Genomic DNA, 17,723 nt, shown 5'->3' with positions numbered 1-17,723 from the left:
ATGACCGACCTGACCCGCCTGTCCGCGGCCGCGCTGGCCGACAAGCTGCAGTCCGGTGAGGTGACCAGCGTCGAGGTGACGCAGGCGCACCTGGACCGCATCGCCGCCGTCGACGGCGCCGTGCACGCCTACCTGCACGTGAGCGCCGAGGACGCGCTGGCCACGGCCCGCGACGTCGACGCACGCCGTGCCGCGGGCGAGGAGCTGCACCCGCTCGCCGGCGTCCCGATCGCCGTGAAGGACGTCGTCGTCACCAAGGGGATGCCGTCGACCGCGGGGTCGAAGATCCTCGAGGGCTGGATCCCGCCGTACGACGCCACGCTCGTCGAGAAGATCCGTGCCGCCGGCCTGCCGATCCTCGGCAAGACCAACATGGACGAGTTCGCCATGGGCTCCTCCACGGAGCACTCCGCGTTCGGCGACACGCACAACCCGTGGGACCTGGACCGGATCCCCGGCGGGTCCGGCGGTGGCTCGGCCGCCGCGGTCGCCGCGTTCGAGGCGCCGCTCGCCATCGGCACCGACACGGGCGGCTCGATCCGCCAGCCCGGTGCCGTGACAGGCACCGTCGGCGTCAAGCCGACGTACGGCGGCGTGTCCCGCTACGGCCTCATCGCGATGGCGTCGTCGCTCGACCAGGCCGGTCCCGTGACCCGCACGGTGCTGGACTCGGCGCTCCTGCACGAGCTCATCGGCGGCCACGACCCCCGCGACTCGACCTCCATCCCGGAGCCGCTGCCCCCGCTGGTCGAGGCCGCGCGTCAGGGCGCCCAGGGCGACCTGACCGGCCTCAAGGTCGGCGTCGTCACGCAGCTCCAGGGCGAGGGCTACCAGCCGGGCGTCCTCGCGCGGTTCCAGGAGTCGCTCGACCTGCTGACGAAGGCGGGTGCCGAGATCGTCGAGGTGTCGTGCCCGTCGTTCGACTCGGCTCTCGCGGCCTACTACCTGATCATGCCGTCGGAGGCGTCCAGCAACCTGGCGAAGTTCGACGGGATGCGCTTCGGCCTGCGGGTCGAGCCCACCGAGGGCCCGGTCACGGCCGAGCGTGTCATGGCCGCGACCCGCGGTGCCGGTTTCGGCGACGAGGTGAAGCGCCGCGTCATCCTCGGCACCTACGCGCTGTCCGCCGGCTACTACGACGCCTACTACGGCAGCGCCCAGAAGGTCCGCACGCTCATCCAGCGGGACTTCGACGCGGCGTTCGCCCAGGTGGACGTGCTCGTCTCCCCGACGGCGCCGACGACGGCGTTCCCGCTGGGCGAGAAGCTCGACGACCCGCTGGCGATGTACCTCAACGACGTCGCGACGATCCCCGCCAACCTCGCCGGCGTGCCGGGCATCTCGGTGCCGAACGGGCTGTCGGACGACGGTCTGCCCGTCGGCTTCCAGATCCTCGCCCCGGCGAAGGCGGACGACCGGCTGTACCGCGTCGGTGCCGCGCTCGAGGCGGCCCTGGAGAGCGAGTGGGGCGGCCCCCTGCTGGACCGCGCCCCCGAGCTCGGCTGACGGACCCACGAAGGAGATGACTGTGACCCAGCTGGTCGACTACACCGACGCGGTCCGACGGTTCGACCCGGTGCTCGGCATCGAGGTGCACGTCGAGCTCGGCACGCGCACGAAGATGTTCTGCGCGGCGGAGGTGAGCTTCGGCGCGGAGCCGAACACGCAGACCACCCCGGTGAGCCTTGGCCTGCCCGGCGCGCTGCCGGTCGTCAACGGCACCGCCGTCGAGTACGCGATCCGCATCGGGCTGGCGCTGAACTGCCAGATCGCGGAGTCGTGCCGGTTCGCCCGGAAGAACTACTTCTACCCGGACGTCCCGAAGAACTTCCAGACCTCCCAGTACGACGAGCCGATCGCGTTCGACGGCTGGCTCGACGTCGAGCTCGAGGACGGCACGGTGCACCGCGTCGAGATCGAGCGGGCGCACATGGAGGAGGACGCGGGCAAGAACACGCACGTCGGTGGCTCCACGGGGCGCATCCACGGTGCGGAGTACTCGCTCGTCGACTACAACCGTGCGGGCATCCCGCTGGTGGAGATCGTGACGAAGCCCATCACGGGCGTCGGCGACCGCGCGCCGGAGGTGGCGCGGGCCTACGTGCAGGCGCTGCGCGACATCTTCCGCACGCTCGACGTGTCCGAGGCGCGGATGGAGCGCGGCAACGTCCGCGCCGACGTCAACGTGTCCCTGCGGGCGACCCCGGAGTCGCCGCTCGGCACCCGCACGGAGACGAAGAACGTCAACTCGTTCCGCTCGGTCGAGCGGGTCGTGCGGTACGAGATCTCCCGCCAGGCGGGGCTGCTCGACGCCGGCGAGTCGATCGTCCAGGAGACGCGGCACTGGCACGAGGACACGGGCGTCACGACGGCGGGCCGCGTGAAGTCGGACGCGGAGGACTACCGCTACTTCCCGGAGCCGGACCTGGTGCCGGTGGAACCGTCGCGCGAGTGGGTCGAGGAGATCCGCGCCTCCCTGCCGGAGCTGCCGCAGGCGCGTCGTCGTCGCCTCCACGACGAGTGGGGCTTCGCGGACGCCGAGATGCGGGACGTCGTCAACGCCGGCGCCCTCGACCTCATCGAGTCCACGGTGGCGGCCGGTGCCACGCCGGCCGCGGCCCGCAAGTGGTGGATGGGCGAGCTGGCCCGTCGCGCCAAGCAGGACGAGGTGGAGCTGGCCGAGCTGGCGATCACGCCCGCGCAGATCGGCGAGCTGCAGTCGCTGGTCGACTCCGGCCGCATCAACGACAAGATCGCGCGGCAGGTCCTCGACGGCGTGCTCGCCGGCGAGGGCGACCCGGAGGCGGTCGTCGTGGCACGCGGGCTGGAGGTCGTCTCCGACGACGGCGCGCTGCTGGCCGCGATCGACGAGGCGCTGGCCGCGCAGCCGGACGTCGTGGAGAAGGTCCGGTCCGGCAACCAGGGCCCGGTCGGCGCGATCATCGGTGCCGTCATGAAGACGACCAGGGGTCAGGCGGACGCCAAGCGGGTCCGCGAGCTGGTGCTGGAGAGGATCGGCCAGTGAGGACGGCCGTCCTCGTCGGCGAGATGATGCGCCTGCGTCCCGTGGAGGCACGGGACGGGGCGCGCCTCTGGGACGCCGTGAACGACCCCGAGGGGCGGCGGCTGACCGGGACGACGCACGCGTTCACGCGCGAGCAGGTCGACCGGTGGGCCGCGACGGTGGCGGACGAGGACGGCCGGTTCGACTGGGCGATCACCCCGGCCGCGGTGCGTGACGGCGGGCTGGTCAGCGACGAGCTGATCGGTGAGATCGTGCTCAACGACATCGACCCGGTGGCACGGTCGGCGAACCTGCGGCTGCAGATGCTCCCCGACTACCGGGGCCGCGGGTACGGTCGCGAGGCGATCGAGGAGGTCCTGCGGTTCGCGTTCGACGCGGACCCGGCCGACGGGGGACCGCGCCTGCACCGGGTGAGCCTCGACGTGCTGAGCATCAACCCGCGCGCGAAGGCGCTGTACGGGTCGCTCGGGTTCGTCGAGGAGGGGCGTCTGCGTGACGCCTACCGGGACGGCCAGGACTGGGCGGACGCGATCGTCATGAGCATCCTCGAGGACGAGTTCCGGTCCACGCAGGACTGATCACCGGCGGACGGCCGGGTGGTGGTGCCCCGCGCACCGCCGCCCGGCCGTCGTCGTCCCCGGGGACGCTCAGCCGCCGGCGCGGGCGCGCTGGAAGTCGTCGAGGGCGATCTTGCGCTCGACGGCGTGGTCGACGAGCGGCGCCGGGTAGCCCGCCGGCGGCGGGTCGAGGCGCCACGGTTCGTGCACGCGGGGGCCGGCGACGTCGCGCAGCTCGGGCACCCAGTGGCGCACGTACGCTCCGTCGGGGTCGAACTTCTTCGCCTGCGTCACCGGGTTGAAGACGCGGAAGTAGGGGGCGGCGTCGTAGCCGGTGCCCGCGACCCACTGCCAGTTGAGCTGGTTCTGCGACACGTCGCCGTCGACGAGGTGCGCCATGAAGTGCTCGGCGCCGCGCTGCCAGCGCACGTGGAGGTCTTTGACGAGGAACGACGCGACGACCATCCGGACCCGGTTGTGCATCCACCCGGTGGCGAGGAGCTGCCGCATCCCGGCGTCGACCAGCGGATAGCCGGTGCGGCCCTCGCGCCAGGCGTCGAGAAGGTCGGTCTCGGTGGCGTCGCGGGCCCACGCGTCGTCGGGCACGACGGCGCGCAGCGAGCGGGTCCGCGCGCCGGGCTGGTGGTGCAGCACGTCCGCGTGGAACTCGCGCCACGCCAGCTCGGAGCGGAACGTCGTGACGTCGTCGGACGGCGCGCCCCCGGCGAGGGCGTCGGCGAGGTCCGCCAGCAGGGTGCGCGGGTGCACCTCGCCCCAGCGCAGGTGGACCGACATGGCGGACGTGCCGGTGAGGTCGGGGCGGTCGCGCCGCTCCGCGTAGCCCGCCAGCCCGTCGCGCAGGAACGCGTGCCACCGGCGGCGGGCGGCGGCCTCGCCCGCCCGGGGCAGGTCGGCGGTCGGCGTCACGTCGGGCAGGTCGTCCCGGCGCAGGGCGCGCCACGGCACCTCGCGCGGGCGCGGTGCGGGGGCACGCCAGCCGTGCTCCAGCCAGGCACCGCGGAACGGCGTGAACACCTGGTACGGCGTGCCGCCGCCGGTGAGGACCCGGCCCGGCGACACGGCGTACGCGGACCCCGTCACCACGAGCGGGACGTCCGCGGGCAGGGCGGCGCGGACGGCGTCGTCGCGCCGTACGCCGAACGGCTCGTGGCTCGCCGCGACGTGCACGGCCGCGGCGCCGCTCTCGTGCACGACGGCGGGCACGACCTCGCGCGGGTCGCCCCGGCGCACCACCAGCGCACCGCCGCACGCCTCGTCCAGCGCGCGCAGGGAGTCGGCGAGGTAGGCGAGCCGGTTCGCGCCCGCCCGCGCCCACAGGGCGTCGTCGAGCACGTACAGCCCGACGACGTCCCCGCCGGCGGCGCGGGCCTCCTCGACGGCGGCCACGAGGGCGGGGTTGTCGGACAGGCGCAGGTCGCGGCGGAACCACATCACGGTCGTCGGCACCCGGCCACGGTACGGGCCCGCGCCACGGGACGCCGGTCGGCCCGGTCGCAGGGACCGGGGTCCGGTGCCAGAGTTTGGACATGACGGAGCAGGCAGCGGGACCCGATCCGCACCCGCAGCACGAGGGGGACCGCGCGTTCTTCGGGCACCCCCGGGGGCTGATGACGCTCGCCACCACGGAACTGTGGGAGCGGTTCAGCTACTACGGGATGCGCGCCATCCTCTACCTGTACCTCGTCGACACCGTCGTCAACGGCGGCCTCGCGATGGAGGAGACGACCGCGGCCGCGTTCGTGTCCATCTACGGCACGTCGGTCTACCTGCTGTCGGTCCTCGGCGGGTGGCTCGCCGACCGGGTCATCGGCGCCCGGCGGTCGGTCCTGTACGGCGGCATCATCATCGCCGCCGGTCACGTGCTGCTCACCATCCCGACGTACGCGGCGTCGATGTGCGGCATCGCGCTCGTCGCGCTCGGTACCGGCCTGCTCAAGCCCAACGTGTCCTCGATGGTCGGCGAGCTGTACTCCCGCGACGACCCGCGCCGCGACCCCGCGTTCACGATCTTCTACATGGGGATCAACCTCGGGTCGTTCTTCTCCCCGATCGTGGTGGGTGCGGTCCAGCGGACCTGGGGCTACCACGCGGGGTTCTCCGTGGCGGCGATCGGCATGGCCATCGCGCTGGTGTTCTTCGTCGGCGGGTACCGGTACCTCGGCAAGGCCGGGACCGACATCGCGAACCCGATCACCCCCGAGGACCGGCCGAAGGTGGTCCGCCTGGGGCTGATCGTCCTCGGCGCGATCGTGGTGGCCGCCCTGATCGCCGTGCTGGTCTCCGGCGAGTGGGGCATCACGACGTTCATCGACGCGACGTCCTACCTGGCGCTCGCCACGCCGGTCGTGCTGCTCACGGTGATGTACCGGTCGCCGCGCGTGACCGACGCCGAACGGCCCCGCGTCCTGGCGTACGTGCCGCTGTTCGTCGCGGCGATGCTGTTCTGGATGATCTTCGAGCAGGCCGCGACGACCCTCACGCAGTTCGCGGACGAGCGGACGAACCTCAGCCTGTTCGGGATCGACCTGTCGCCCGCGTTCTTCCAGTCGATCAACCCGCTGTCGATCATCCTGCTGGCCCCGGTGTTCGCCTGGATCTGGACGAGGACGAACGACCGGCCGCCGACGGCGTACAAGTTCGTCATGGGCCTGGCGCTCGCCGCGCTGTCGTTCCTGTTCCTGGCGGGGGCGTCGGCGGTCCTCGGGGACACCCTGGCGCCGCCGTGGGTGCTCATCACGGTGTACGTGGTGCAGACGCTCGGCGAGCTGTGCCTGTCGCCGGTCGGCATCGCGGCGACGACGCTGCTGGCCCCGCGCGCGTTCCGCGGGCAGGCGATGGCGCTGTGGTTCCTGGCGTCGGCGGCCGGTCAGGCGATCACCGCGCAGACCATCCAGGCGACCGAGGGCGTGTCGGACACGGCGTACTTCGGCGGGATCGGGCTCGTCGCGCTGGTGTTCGCGGGCATCCTGCTGCTGCTCGCGCCGTGGGTGACGCGACACATCCGCCACGCGGACGAGATGGAGGGGACGGTCTCGGCGGGCGAGTGAACGGCCTCGACCGGGGAGGGACGCCCGGGAGGTGCGGTGACAGGGGGGTAGCCGCACCTCCCGGGCGTCGTCGTGCCGGACTCCGTCGTCCGGGGTCGTGGGGGAGGGGGTCAGCGCATCCAGGTGGTGGTGCCGGGGACGCCGGAGGCAGCCCAGACGCGGCCGAGGCCCCAGGTGTCGCCGGCCCGCGTGAGGGCGAGGGCGGCGAGGAGCGCGACGTAGACGAGGTGGTCGTCGACGAGCGGGTTGTTCGACCCGGGGGCGAACGGCCAGGAGGCGACGTAGAGCATCGCCATGATGAGGCCGCCGGCGACGGCGGCGACCCGCAGTCCGATGCCGAGCAGGAGGGCGAGCCCGGTGCCGAGCATGCCGCCGACGAACAGGACGTCGGTGACGGGTCCGGCGAGCGCGGCGAAGAACGCCGCGGGCGGGGTGTCGATGGAGCCGAGGTAGCCGCTGGTCGGGGAGCCACCGGCGATCCAGGCGCGGTCGGGCGTGGTGGCGTACCCGAGGCCGAAGATCTTGTCGAGGGCGGGCCAGAGGAAGACGGCGCCGAGCGCGAGGCGGCAGAGCGCGAGGGCGCGGCGGGCGGCGGTGCTGGTGACGGGCTGGTCGGTGGGGGTGGTGGCGGTGTTCTCGGTACGCGGTTCCTTCGTCGTCGATGTCATGCGCGCCGACGATACTGAAGGTCTCCTCACAATTGTGCGGGAAAACCGTTTCACTCTGGAATCTTCCCGCCAGGTGAGACCCGGCGCGGCGGGTGAGCATTGCCATCAGGTGGACACCCCCTCGACCGGGGGTCGAGACGGCGTACGCTGCCCTGACGCGCCGCCCCTCCGAGCAGCGTCGAGCGAACCGGTACGAAGGAGCATCCCGATGAGCCGCCCCCTGCGCTCCCGCACGTCCACCCACGGCCGCAACATGTCCGGCGCCCGCGCGCTCTGGCGCGCCACCGGCATGGGGTCCGAGGACTTCGGCAAGCCCATCATCGCGATCGCGAACTCGTACACCCAGTTCGTACCCGGGCACGTCCACCTCAAGGACATGGGCGACCTCGTCGCGTCCGCCATCAAGGAGGCCGGCGGCGTCGCCAAGGAGTTCAACACGATCGCCGTCGACGACGGCATCGCCATGGGCCACGACGGCATGCTCTACTCGCTGCCCAGCCGCGACCTCATCGCGGACTCCGTCGAGTACATGGTCAACGCGCACTGCGCCGACGCCCTCGTCTGCATCTCCAACTGCGACAAGATCACCCCGGGCATGCTCAACGCCGCCATGCGGCTCAACATCCCCGTCATCTTCGTCTCCGGCGGCCCCATGGAGGCCGGCAAGGCGGTGGTCGCCGACGGCGTCGCCAGGACGTCGCTCAACCTCATCAACGCCATCAACTACGCCGCCGACGACAACGTCTCCGACGAGGCGCTCGCGAAGGTCGAGGAGGCCGCCTGCCCGACCTGCGGGTCGTGCTCCGGCATGTTCACGGCGAACTCGATGAACTGCCTCACCGAGGCGCTCGGCCTGTCGCTGCCCGGCAACGGCTCCACGCTGGCCACCCACGCCGCCCGTCGCGACCTGTTCCTCGAGGCCGGGCGCACCATCGTCGACCTCGCCAGGCGCTACTACGACGACTCCGACGACACCGCCGCCCCGCGCGGGATCGCCACCAAGGAGGCGTTCGCCAACGCGATGGCGCTCGACGTCGCGATGGGCGGGTCCACCAACACGGTGCTGCACGTCCTCGCGGCCGCCCAGGAGGGCGACGTCGACTTCACGCTGGCGGACATCGAGGAGATCTCGCGCCGTGTGCCCTGCCTGAGCAAGGTCGCGCCGAACCACCCGGACTACCACATGGAGGACGTCCACCGCGCCGGTGGCATCCCCGCCCTGCTCGGCGAGCTGCACCGCGCCGGGCTGCTGGCCAAGGACGTCACCTCCGTCCACACCGCCACCCTCGACGACTGGCTCGACGACTGGGACGTGCGCGGCGGCAAGGCCACCGACCGCGCGCTCGAGCTGTTCCACGCCGCCCCCGGCGGCGTGCGCACCACCCAGGCGTTCTCCACGCAGAACCGCTGGGAGTCGCTCGACACCGACCAGGCGGGCGGCTGCATCCGCGACGTCGAGCACGCCTACACCGTCGAGGGCGGTCTCGCCGTGCTGCGCGGCAACCTCGCGCAGGACGGCGCGGTGTTCAAGACGGCGGGCGTCGACCCCGACGTCTTCCACTTCGTCGGCACCGCCCTGGTCTGCGAGTCGCAGGACGAGGCCGTCGAGAAGATCCTCACCAAGCAGGTCCAGCCCGGCCACGTCGTGGTCGTGCGCTACGAGGGCCCCGCCGGCGGCCCCGGCATGCAGGAGATGCTCTACCCGACGTCGTTCATCAAGGGTCGCGGCCTCGGCAAGGTCTGCGCGCTCATCACCGACGGGCGGTTCTCCGGCGGGTCGTCCGGCATCTCCATCGGCCACGTGTCGCCCGAGGCCGCCGCCGGTGGCGTCATCGGTCTCGTCGAGGACGGTGACCGCATCGAGATCGACGTCGACTCCCGCTCCATCCACCTCGACGTGCCCGACGAGGTCCTCGCGGAGCGTCGCGCCGCCATGGAGGCCCGCGAGAACCCGTGGCAGCCCGTCGCCCGCGACCGCTACGTCTCGCCCGCGCTCCAGGCGTACGCCGCGATGGCGACGTCCGCCGACCGGGGTGCCGTGCGGGACGTCTCGCTCATCACCCGTCGATGACCCGTGCGGTCCGACGCCTGACGCCGGCCGACCTGCCCGCCGTCGTCGACCTGATGGCCGACGACGGCGGGTACGCCGAACGCGTCTCCGGGCACCGGGCCGGTCGTGACGAGGCGGTGGGTGTCCTCACGGCGTCGCCTCCTGGCGTCGATGCCTCGGCCAAGTGCGTCCTCGGGTCGTTCGACGGCCACGTCCTCACCGGCGTGGTCGACGTGATCCGCGATTGGCCGGACCCAGGGGTTGCCCACATCGGGCTGCTGCTGACGGCAGACAGCCGACAACGACAGGGACTCGGCCGCGCGCTCCACGATGCCGTCGTGGAGCAGGTCAGGGGATGGGACGAGGCGACCACCCTGCGCCTCGGGATCGTCGACGCCAACCGGGAGCATGCCGAGCCGTTCTGGCGGGCCCTGGGCTACCGGCCGACCGGTGAGACCAGGGCGTACGCCTCGGGCGAGGTCCGCTCCGTGACGAGGATCTGGACCTGCCCGCTGCCTCGCCCGGGGGCCTACTGCTCCGGGTAGAGAGCCCGCACGTCGATCCGGATCGGGAACGGCCGGTCGAGCTCGAGGTCCGAGCGGGCGATCGTCACCGGGACGTACGTGCGCGTGGCGTCGTCGAGCTCGTAGACGTGGACCGCCGTCGACGCGAACCCGTCCTCGTTCTCGATCCGCCAGAAGTGGCGGATGCCTGCCTCCGCGTACTTGTGCATCTTCACGGTCCGGTCTCGGTGCGCGGACTCGGGGGAGACGACCTCGACCGCGAGCACGACGGAGTCGACGGGGTACCAGGTCGCGTCCGGGGCGACAGGACGTGTCGCGACGAGGACGTCGGGCTCCGGCCGGTTGTGGTCGTCGAGACGGACCGTCATCTCGCTGTCGACGAGCAGGTCTTCCGGAGCCTGCTCGTCGAGAAGGCGTCGGAGCGAGAAGATGACGATCGAGTGCCAGCGTCGTTGCGGCGACATCATGAAGACGAGGGTTCCGTCGATGAGCTCGGTGTGGCGCGGCGCCTCGTGCAGGTCGTCCAGGTCGTCCGCGAGCCAGCCCTCCGGGCGCGGAGGGCGCATCCAGTCGGGCAGCGTGGTCATACGACCACGATAGCGGCGCGAACAGTGCGGCGACAGGTGATCCACCGAGCCGGGCCGGGCCGTCGGACCTAGCCTGGCGGGATGACCTCCGACGCCTCCGCACCGACGACACCGGACCTCAAGCCGCGCTCCCGTCAGGTCACCGACGGGCTGGAGGCGACGGCCGCCCGCGGGATGCTGCGCGCCGTCGGGATGGGGGACGCCGACTTCGCGAAACCGCAGATCGGGGTCGCGAGCTCGTGGAACGAGATCACGCCGTGCAACCTGTCGCTGGACCGGTTGGCGGCGGGCGTGAAGAACGGGGTGCACGCCGGCGGCGGGTACCCGCTGCAGTTCGGCACGATCTCCGTCTCGGACGGCATCTCGATGGGCCACGAGGGGATGCACTTCTCGCTGGTGAGCCGCGACGTCATCGCCGACTCCGTCGAGACGGTGATGCAGGCCGAGAGGCTCGACGGGTCGGTGCTGCTCGCGGGCTGCGACAAGTCCCTGCCGGGGATGCTCATGGCCGCGGCGCGCCTCGACCTGGCGAGCGTGTTCCTCTACGCCGGGTCGATCATGCCGGGCTGGGTGAAGCTGTCCGACGGCACGGAGAAGGACGTCACCCTCATCGACGCGTTCGAGGCCGTCGGCGCGTGCGCCCGGGGGCTGATGAGCCGCGAGGACGTGGACCGCATCGAGCGGGCGATCTGCCCCGGCGAGGGCGCGTGCGGCGGCATGTACACGGCGAACACGATGGCGTCGGTCGCCGAGGCGATGGGGATGTCGCTGCCCGGATCCGCGGCGCCGCCGTCGGCCGACCGGCGTCGCGACATGTTCGCCGTCCGCTCCGGCGAGGCCGTCGTCGAGCTCCTGCGCCGCGGCATCACGGCGCGTGACGTCATGACCAAGGAGGCGTTCGAGAACGCCATCGCCGTCGTGATGGCGTTCGGCGGCTCCACCAACGCCGTGCTGCACCTGCTCGCCATCGCGCACGAGGCCGAGGTCGAGCTCACCCTGGACGACTTCTCGCGCGTCGCCGACAAGGTCCCGCACCTGGGCGACCTCAAGCCGTTCGGCCGGTACGTCATGAACGACGTCGACCGCATCGGGGGAGTGCCCGTCGTCATGAAGGCGCTGCTGGACGCCGGGCTGCTGCACGGCGACGCGCTGACCGTCACCGGCCGCACCGTGGCCGAGAACCTCGCGGACGTCGCGCCGCCCGATCCCGACGGCAAGATCCTGCGGGCGCTCGACCGGCCCATCCACCCCACCGGCGGCATCACGATCCTGCACGGGTCGCTCGCCCCCGACGGTGCCGTCGTGAAGTCCGCCGGGTTCGACTCCGACGTGTTCGAGGGCACCGCCCGCGTGTTCGAGCGCGAGCGCGCGGCCCTCGACGCGCTGGAGGACGGCACGATCGTCGCCGGGGACGTCGTCGTCATCCGCTACGAGGGACCCAAGGGCGGCCCGGGCATGCGCGAGATGCTCGCCATCACCGGCGCGATCAAGGGCGCCGGGCTCGGCAAGGACGTCCTGCTCGTCACCGACGGCCGGTTCTCCGGCGGCACCACCGGCCTGTGCGTCGGGCACATGGCGCCCGAGGCCGTGGACGGCGGACCCGTCGCGTTCGTCCGCGACGGCGACCGCATCCGGCTCGACGTCGCGGAGAAGCGGCTCGACCTCCTCGTCGACGAGGCGGAGCTCGCCGCCCGGCGCGCCGGCTGGGAGCCGCTGCCGCCCCGCTACACGCGGGGCGTCCTCGCCAAGTACACCAAGCTCGTCGGGTCCGCGTCGCGGGGCGCCGTCCTCGGCTGACCAGCACCTGGAACCCCTGGTGCCGCCGCCCGCGGTCCTGCGAGCATCGCGGCATGGGAAAGGTCCACGAGCAGATCGACGACCGGCTGCGCACGTTCATCCAGGCGCAGCACGTGTTCTTCGTGGCGACGGCGCCGCTCGCCGCCGACGGCCGGGTCAACCTCTCGCCGAAGGGCATCGACGGGACGTTCACCGTCGTCGACGAGCGCACCGTCGCCTGGCTCGACATCACCGCGTCCGGCGCCGAGACCATCGCCCACCTGCGCGAGAACGGCCGGATCACCGTGATGTTCTGCGCGTTCACCGGGCCGCCGAACATCGTGCGCCTGCACGGCCGCGGCCGCGTCGTGAGCCTCTACGACGCCGACTTCGACGCCTGGGCCGCCCGGTTCGACGACCTGCGCGGCGCGCGGGCGGTGATCGTCGTCCACGTGGAGCGCGTGTCCGACTCCTGCGGGTACGGCGTCCCGCTCCTGGAGCACGCCGGCGAGCGGGACCTGCTCCAGCCGTTCATGGAGCGCAAGGGCGCCGACGGACAGGCCGACTACCGGCGGCTCAAGAACCGCACCAGCATCGACGGGCTGCCCGCCTTCGACGACGACCCGCTGCCCACGGACCCCGCACCGCGGTGACGTCCGCGTGCACCGCCGGCGGGTGACCCCGGGGCGCGGGACCGCCGCCGACGAGGCATCGTGGGGGACAGGACCCGAGGAGGCGTCATGACCGACGACAGGATCACCGCCGAGGAGTTCGGCCGCCACGACGGCGTGGAGGGCTGGCGGGTGGTCGACGACGCCGCCCGCGCCGTGTTCGCGACCGGCTCCTTCGCCGCCGGCGTCCAGCTCGTCGACGCGATCGGCGAGCTCGCCGACGCCGCGGACCACCACCCCGACGTCGACCTGCGCTACCCGACCGTCACCGTGCGGATCACGTCCCACGACGTCGGCGGGCTGAGCGAGCGCGACGCGGCGCTCGCGGCGCGCGTCTCCGCCGCGGCCCGCGAGCTGGACGTGCCCCTCGACCCGGACGCGTAGCCCGCCCGCCGGGCTGCCCGGGCGGTGGCAGCTCCGCGGCCGGTGGCGTCGTGGCTGACCAGCGCCCTCGACACCCTGCGGGCGGTCCTTCCGCCGCGTGCGTCCATGCCCTACTGTGCGGGCAGTGCCGCGGCGTCGCGGCGAGCGGAGGTCGCCGGGCGGCCACGGAGGAGGAGCGGTGGCGGTCCCTGACCTCGCGATCGAGACGCACGGCCTGCGCAAGACGTACCGCACCGTGCGCGGTCGCACCGTCGGCGTCGAGAGCCTCGACCTGGCCGTCCCCGTGGGCGGCGTGCACGGTTTCCTCGGGCCCAACGGCTCCGGCAAGACGACCACCATCCGCATGCTGCTCGGCCTGGTGCGCCCGGACAGCGGCACCGCGTCCGTGTTCGGCGTCGAGGTGCCGCGTCACCTGCCCGACGTCGTCGCCCGCGTCGGCGCGATCGTCGAGAGCCCGAAGTTCTTCCCCGCCTTCAGCGCCCGCCGCAACCTCGTGCTGCTCGCCGACGGGATCGGCGCACCCCGGACCCGTGTCGACGAGGTCATCGAGCAGGTGGGCCTGGCCGGTCGGTCCCGCGACCGCTACCGCACCTACTCGCTCGGCATGAAGCAGCGGCTCGCCATCGCCGCGACCCTGCTCAAGGACCCGGACCTGCTGATCTTCGACGAGCCCACGAACGGGCTCGACCCCGCGGGCATCCACGAGATCCGCGAGACCATGCGCTCGCTCGGCGACCAGGGCAAGACCGTCCTGGTGTCCAGCCACATCCTCGCCGAGGTCGAGCAGGTCGCCGACACCGTCTCCATCGTCACCCGCGGACGCCTCGTCGCGTCCGGGCGGGTCGCGGACCTCCTCGGCGAGGCCACCGGCGCGTCCGTCCTGGTGCGGGTCGCGCCCGACGACGTCGGGACCGCCGAGCGGGTCCTCGTCACGGCGGGGCACGTCGTGCGCAGCGAGGACGGCGCGCTCGTCGTCGACGGCGCGACCGACGCCGCCGCGCTCAACCGCCTGCTCGGCGAGCAGGGCGTGTGGGCGAGCGAGATCGTCGTGCGCCGCCCCGACCTGGAGCAGGTGTTCCTCGGTCTCACCCAGCACGACGTCCCCGGCGGGACGTCCCACCGGTCCGAGCGCCGGCTGTGGGGCGGGGGCGGCCGGACCGCCCGGCACGGGGGACCGGACGGCACGGCGGCCGACGCCGGGACGAGCGACGAGAGCACGGACGAGGTGCGGGCATGATGCGGCTGTTCCGGGTCGAGCTGCGCCGCCTGTGGTGGCGGCGCGTGACGTGGGGCGTCGCGCTCCTCGCCGTCGTGGTCGGCGGCATCACGGTCGCCCTCGGCGTCGGGAGCGCCCAGCCCCCGACCGACGCCGAGATCGCGGAGGCGGAGGGCTACTACGCCCAGGAGCTCGAGTGGTGGGAGGAGTCGGGCGCGGAGCAGGTCGCCCAGTGCGAGGCGGAGCAGGCCGACGACCCCGACCCGGCCGCCGACTACCGCTGCGAGGACATGGCACCCCGCCTCGAGAACTACCTGCCCCCGACCGTCGACTACTTCCCCGACGACGCCGACCGGGCCTGGATGACCGAGGCGGTCTCCGACGGCGTCGACGGCACCGAGGGGACCGACCCCCGGGTCGCCGAGATCCAGGGCTCGTTCTGGCACGGGTGGTCCGGGCTGCCCGGCACGGTCCCGGCGACCTGGTTCCTGCTCGTGCTCGCCCTCGTCGTCGGCGTCAGCTTCGTCACCGCGGAGATCGGCGCCGGCTCGCTCGGCATGTGGCTGACGTTCGAGCCGCGCCGCCGCCCCGTGTTCCTGTCGAAGACGCTCGCGGTCGCCGTCGGCGTCCTGCCCGTCGTGCTGGCGGGGTGGGTGGTCGTGGTCGGCGGGCTGTACGTCGTCCACGCGGCCTTCGGGACGGTGGGCGAGGCGACCGCCGCGGCCTGGACCGAGGTGGCGACGTTCACGGGCCGGCTCGCCGTGGCGGGCGCGCTCGCCGGGGTGATCGGCGTCGCGCTGGGTGTGCTGCTGCGTCACGCGGCGGCCGCGATCGGCGTCGCCGCGGGGGCGGTGTGGGTCACCTCGGCGCTGTTCGTCGGCACGACCGAGCTCCAGCGCTGGATGCCGGGGACCAACATCGACGCCTGGCTGCGGGGCGGGGCCACGTACGGCGTCACCGTGGTGCGGACCGGGACGGACGGCGTGCCCTACCAGGAGTGGGTGGAGCGGGCCGTGACCCAGGGCCAGGGCGGCCTGTACCTGCTGGGCCTGGCCGTGGTGCTCGGTATCGTCGCGCTCCTGGTGTTCCGTCGCCGCGACGTCTCCTGAGTCCGCAGGTCGGCGTGCCGGTGTCCCATCATCTGGGACGATCGAACCGCAACGTGACATCGGCGCGACGACGGCGTAACGTGCGTCACGTGCAGACGATCATTCTCGTAGTACTTCCAGGGCGCGCCGGCTGAGGCCACCGCACCGGGCTTCGTCAGCGCGCTCACCCCTCGTCAGTCCCCGCAGCAGCATCCGGGACCGAGGGGTTTTTCATTGCACCGAACCACCCCCAGACGCCAGATCGAGCGGCAGGAGAGACCGATGGGTCAGCCGAACCCGACACCAGCCCAGGTGGCAGCGCGCACCGCACCGCGCGGTGTCGAGCAGTCCGTGGGCGAGCCCGTCACCGGCGCGGAGTCGATCGTCCGCTCCCTCGAGTCCGTCGGCGTCGACACCGTCTTCGGCATCCCCGGCGGCGCGATCCTGCCCACGTACGACCCCCTGATGGACTCGAAGTCGGTCCGGCACATCCTCGTCCGCCACGAGCAGGGCGGCGGCCACGCCGCGTCCGGCTACGCCCACGCGACCGGCCGCGTCGGCGTCACCATGGCGACCTCCGGCCCCGGCGCCACCAACCTCGTGACGCCCATCGCGGACGCCAACATGGACTCCATCCCCATGGTCGCCATCACCGGCCAGGTCGGCGAGTCCCTCATCGGCACCGACGGCTTCCAGGAGGCCGACATCGTCGGCATCACGATGCCGATCACCAAGCACTCCTACCTGGTGACCGACCCCGCCGAGATCCCGCGCACCATCGCCGAGGCGTTCCACATCGCCTCCACCGGCCGGCCCGGCCCCGTGCTCGTCGACATCGCGAAGTCCGCCATGCAGGCCAGCACCACGTTCTCCTGGCCGCAGGAGCTGTCGCTGCCCGGCTACCACCCCGTGACCAAGCCGCACGCCAAGCAGATCCGCGAGGCCGCCAAGCTGCTGGCCTCCGCCCGGCGCCCCGTGCTGTACGTCGGCGGCGGCGTCATCCGCGCCGGCGCGGCCCCCGTCCTGCGCAAGCTCGTCGACCTGTCGGGCGCCGCCGTCGTCACCACCCTCATGGCCCGCGGCGCCGTGCCCGACTCCCACCCCCAGCACCTCGGCATGCCCGGCATGCACGGCACCGTCCCCGCCGTCGCCGCCCTGCAGAAGGCCGACCTCGTCGTCGCCCTCGGCGCCCGCTTCGACGACCGCGTCACCGGCAAGCTGTCCAGCTTCGCCCCCCACGCCGCGATCGTGCACGCCGACATCGACCCCGCCGAGATCGGCAAGAACCGCGCCGTCGACGTGCCCATCGTCGGCGACCTCCGCGAGGTCATCAGCGACCTCCTGCCCGCCCTCGAGGCCGAGCAGGGAGTCGTCGGCAAGCCCGACGTCGAGGCCTGGTGGCGGCAGATCGACACGTGGCGCGAGACCTACCCGCTCGGCTACAGCGCCACCGCCGACGGCCACCTCGCCCCCCAGCACGTCATCTCCCGCCTCGGCGAGATCGCCGGCCCCGACGCCATCTACGTCTCCGGCGTCGGCCAGCACCAGATGTGGGCCGCGCAGTTCATCCGCTACGAGCGACCCAACACCTGGATCAACTCCGGCGGCCTGGGCACCATGGGCTACTCCATCCCCGCGGCCATGGGTGCCAAGGTCGGCGAGCCCGACCGCACCGTCTGGGCGATCGACGGCGACGGCTGCTTCCAGATGACCAACCAGGAGCTCGCCACCTGCACGATCAACGACATCCCCATCAAGGTGGCGCTGGTCAACAACAGCTCGCTCGGCATGGTCCGGCAGTGGCAGACCCTCTTCTACAACGAGCGGTACTCCAACACCGACCTGCACACCGGCCACGGCACCGTGCGCGTCCCCGACTTCGTCAAGCTCGCCGACGCCTACGGCTGCGTCGGCATCCGCGTCGAGCACGCGAACGAGGTCGACGACGCCATCAAGCGCGCGAACGAGATCGACGACGTCCCGGTCGTCGTCGACTTCACCGTGTCCCGCGACGCCATGGTGTGGCCCATGGTCGCCGCCGGCGTGAGCAACGACGACATCCAGTACGCGCGGGGCATCTCGCCCGCCTGGGACCGAGAGGACTGAACC

The 17,723-nt window shown here is 72.6% G+C and carries 15 protein-coding genes; 12 read left to right on the top strand and 3 right to left on the bottom strand.

All coding sequences use genetic code 11. The features are described from left to right. Genes gatA through ATJ88_RS12840 form a run of 3 tightly spaced genes read left to right on the top strand, consistent with a single transcriptional unit; the run spans window position 1 to window position 3,603 of the window. Window positions 1-1,506 (top strand): Asp-tRNA(Asn)/Glu-tRNA(Gln) amidotransferase subunit GatA, encoded by a 1,506-nt coding sequence (gene gatA, locus ATJ88_RS12850; RefSeq protein WP_098464164.1) that lies wholly within the window; start codon window positions 1-3, stop codon window positions 1,504-1,506. A 16-nt stretch (window positions 1,507-1,522) separates the two neighbouring features. Next, window positions 1,523-3,025, top strand: a complete 1,503-nt coding sequence (gatB, locus tag ATJ88_RS12845) for an Asp-tRNA(Asn)/Glu-tRNA(Gln) amidotransferase subunit GatB (protein WP_098464163.1) — start codon at window positions 1,523-1,525, stop codon at window positions 3,023-3,025. A gap of 23 nt (window positions 3,026-3,048) precedes the next feature. Beyond that, entirely contained in the window at window positions 3,049-3,603 is a 555-nt protein-coding gene (locus ATJ88_RS12840) for a GNAT family N-acetyltransferase (RefSeq protein WP_098465335.1), read from the top strand. A gap of 69 nt (window positions 3,604-3,672) precedes the next feature. On the opposite strand, the gene ATJ88_RS12835 is transcribed toward ATJ88_RS12840, so the two are convergent. Further along, a complete protein-coding gene (locus tag ATJ88_RS12835; protein ID WP_098464162.1) occupies window positions 3,673-5,034 on the bottom strand; it encodes a cryptochrome/photolyase family protein in 1,362 nt (453 codons plus the stop codon). A 95-nt stretch (window positions 5,035-5,129) separates the two neighbouring features. On the opposite strand from ATJ88_RS12835, the gene ATJ88_RS12830 reads away from it, so the two are divergent. Further along, window positions 5,130-6,650 carry a peptide MFS transporter gene (locus tag ATJ88_RS12830; RefSeq protein WP_098464161.1) on the top strand — a complete coding sequence of 507 codons (1,521 nt, stop codon included), beginning with the start codon at window positions 5,130-5,132 and terminating at the stop codon, window positions 6,648-6,650. A 110-nt stretch (window positions 6,651-6,760) separates the two neighbouring features. Here ATJ88_RS12830 and ATJ88_RS12825 read toward each other — a convergent pair whose 3' ends face one another. Beyond that, on the bottom strand, window positions 6,761-7,318 hold the full coding sequence (locus ATJ88_RS12825) for a DoxX family protein (RefSeq protein ID WP_098464160.1): 558 nt from the start codon (window positions 7,316-7,318) through the stop codon (window positions 6,761-6,763). A gap of 208 nt (window positions 7,319-7,526) precedes the next feature. On the opposite strand from ATJ88_RS12825, the gene ilvD (ATJ88_RS12820) reads away from it, so the two are divergent. Together ilvD (ATJ88_RS12820) and ATJ88_RS12815 are read left to right on the top strand one after the other, a co-directional pair. Then, complete coding sequence (ilvD, locus tag ATJ88_RS12820; protein ID WP_098464159.1) at window positions 7,527-9,389, top strand: dihydroxy-acid dehydratase; 1,863 nt, start codon at window positions 7,527-7,529, stop codon at window positions 9,387-9,389. Next, the gene (locus ATJ88_RS12815) at window positions 9,386-9,913 is read left to right on the top strand and encodes a GNAT family N-acetyltransferase (RefSeq protein ID WP_098464158.1); all 528 of its coding nucleotides are present in this window, start codon (window positions 9,386-9,388) and stop codon (window positions 9,911-9,913) included. Before ilvD (ATJ88_RS12820) ends, ATJ88_RS12815 begins: the two co-directional genes overlap by 4 nt. Here the strand turns inward: ATJ88_RS12815 and ATJ88_RS12810 are convergent. Continuing rightward, window positions 9,898-10,479, bottom strand: coding sequence for a Uma2 family endonuclease (locus tag ATJ88_RS12810; RefSeq protein WP_098464157.1), 582 nt, complete (start codon window positions 10,477-10,479; stop codon window positions 9,898-9,900). The genes ATJ88_RS12815 and ATJ88_RS12810 overlap by 16 nt on opposite strands. An 81-nt stretch (window positions 10,480-10,560) precedes the next feature. Here ATJ88_RS12810 and ilvD (ATJ88_RS12805) point away from each other — a divergent pair, with 81 nt between their 5' ends. The 6 genes from ilvD (ATJ88_RS12805) (at window position 10,561) to ATJ88_RS12780 (ending at window position 17,720) form a co-directional block, all read left to right on the top strand. Beyond that, the gene (gene ilvD / locus ATJ88_RS12805; protein ID WP_098464156.1) at window positions 10,561-12,276 is read left to right on the top strand and encodes a dihydroxy-acid dehydratase; all 1,716 of its coding nucleotides are present in this window, start codon (window positions 10,561-10,563) and stop codon (window positions 12,274-12,276) included. A 53-nt stretch (window positions 12,277-12,329) separates the two neighbouring features. Further along, entirely contained in the window at window positions 12,330-12,908 is a 579-nt protein-coding gene (locus ATJ88_RS12800; protein ID WP_098464155.1) for a pyridoxamine 5'-phosphate oxidase family protein, read from the top strand. Between the two features lie 87 nt (window positions 12,909-12,995). Further along, window positions 12,996-13,310, top strand: coding sequence for a 4a-hydroxytetrahydrobiopterin dehydratase (locus ATJ88_RS12795; RefSeq protein WP_098464154.1), 315 nt, complete (start codon window positions 12,996-12,998; stop codon window positions 13,308-13,310). Window positions 13,311-13,488: 178 nt separating this feature from the next. Beyond that, on the top strand, window positions 13,489-14,547 hold the full coding sequence (locus ATJ88_RS12790; RefSeq protein WP_098464153.1) for an ABC transporter ATP-binding protein: 1,059 nt from the start codon (window positions 13,489-13,491) through the stop codon (window positions 14,545-14,547). Next, on the top strand, window positions 14,544-15,635 hold the full coding sequence (locus ATJ88_RS12785; protein ID WP_098464152.1) for an ABC transporter permease subunit: 1,092 nt from the start codon (window positions 14,544-14,546) through the stop codon (window positions 15,633-15,635). The genes ATJ88_RS12790 and ATJ88_RS12785 overlap by 4 nt, the downstream gene beginning before the upstream one ends. A 261-nt stretch (window positions 15,636-15,896) precedes the next feature. Further along, complete coding sequence (locus tag ATJ88_RS12780; RefSeq protein ID WP_098464151.1) at window positions 15,897-17,720, top strand: acetolactate synthase large subunit; 1,824 nt, start codon at window positions 15,897-15,899, stop codon at window positions 17,718-17,720. The last annotated feature ends 3 nt before the right edge of the window (window positions 17,721-17,723 follow it).

Source organism: Isoptericola jiangsuensis (genome assembly GCF_002563715.1).
In the GTDB taxonomy this organism is placed as follows: domain Bacteria; phylum Actinomycetota; class Actinomycetes; order Actinomycetales; family Cellulomonadaceae; genus Isoptericola; species Isoptericola jiangsuensis.
Note: the sequence above shows the minus strand (reverse complement) of the source record. Positions and strands in the feature narration are given on the sequence as shown.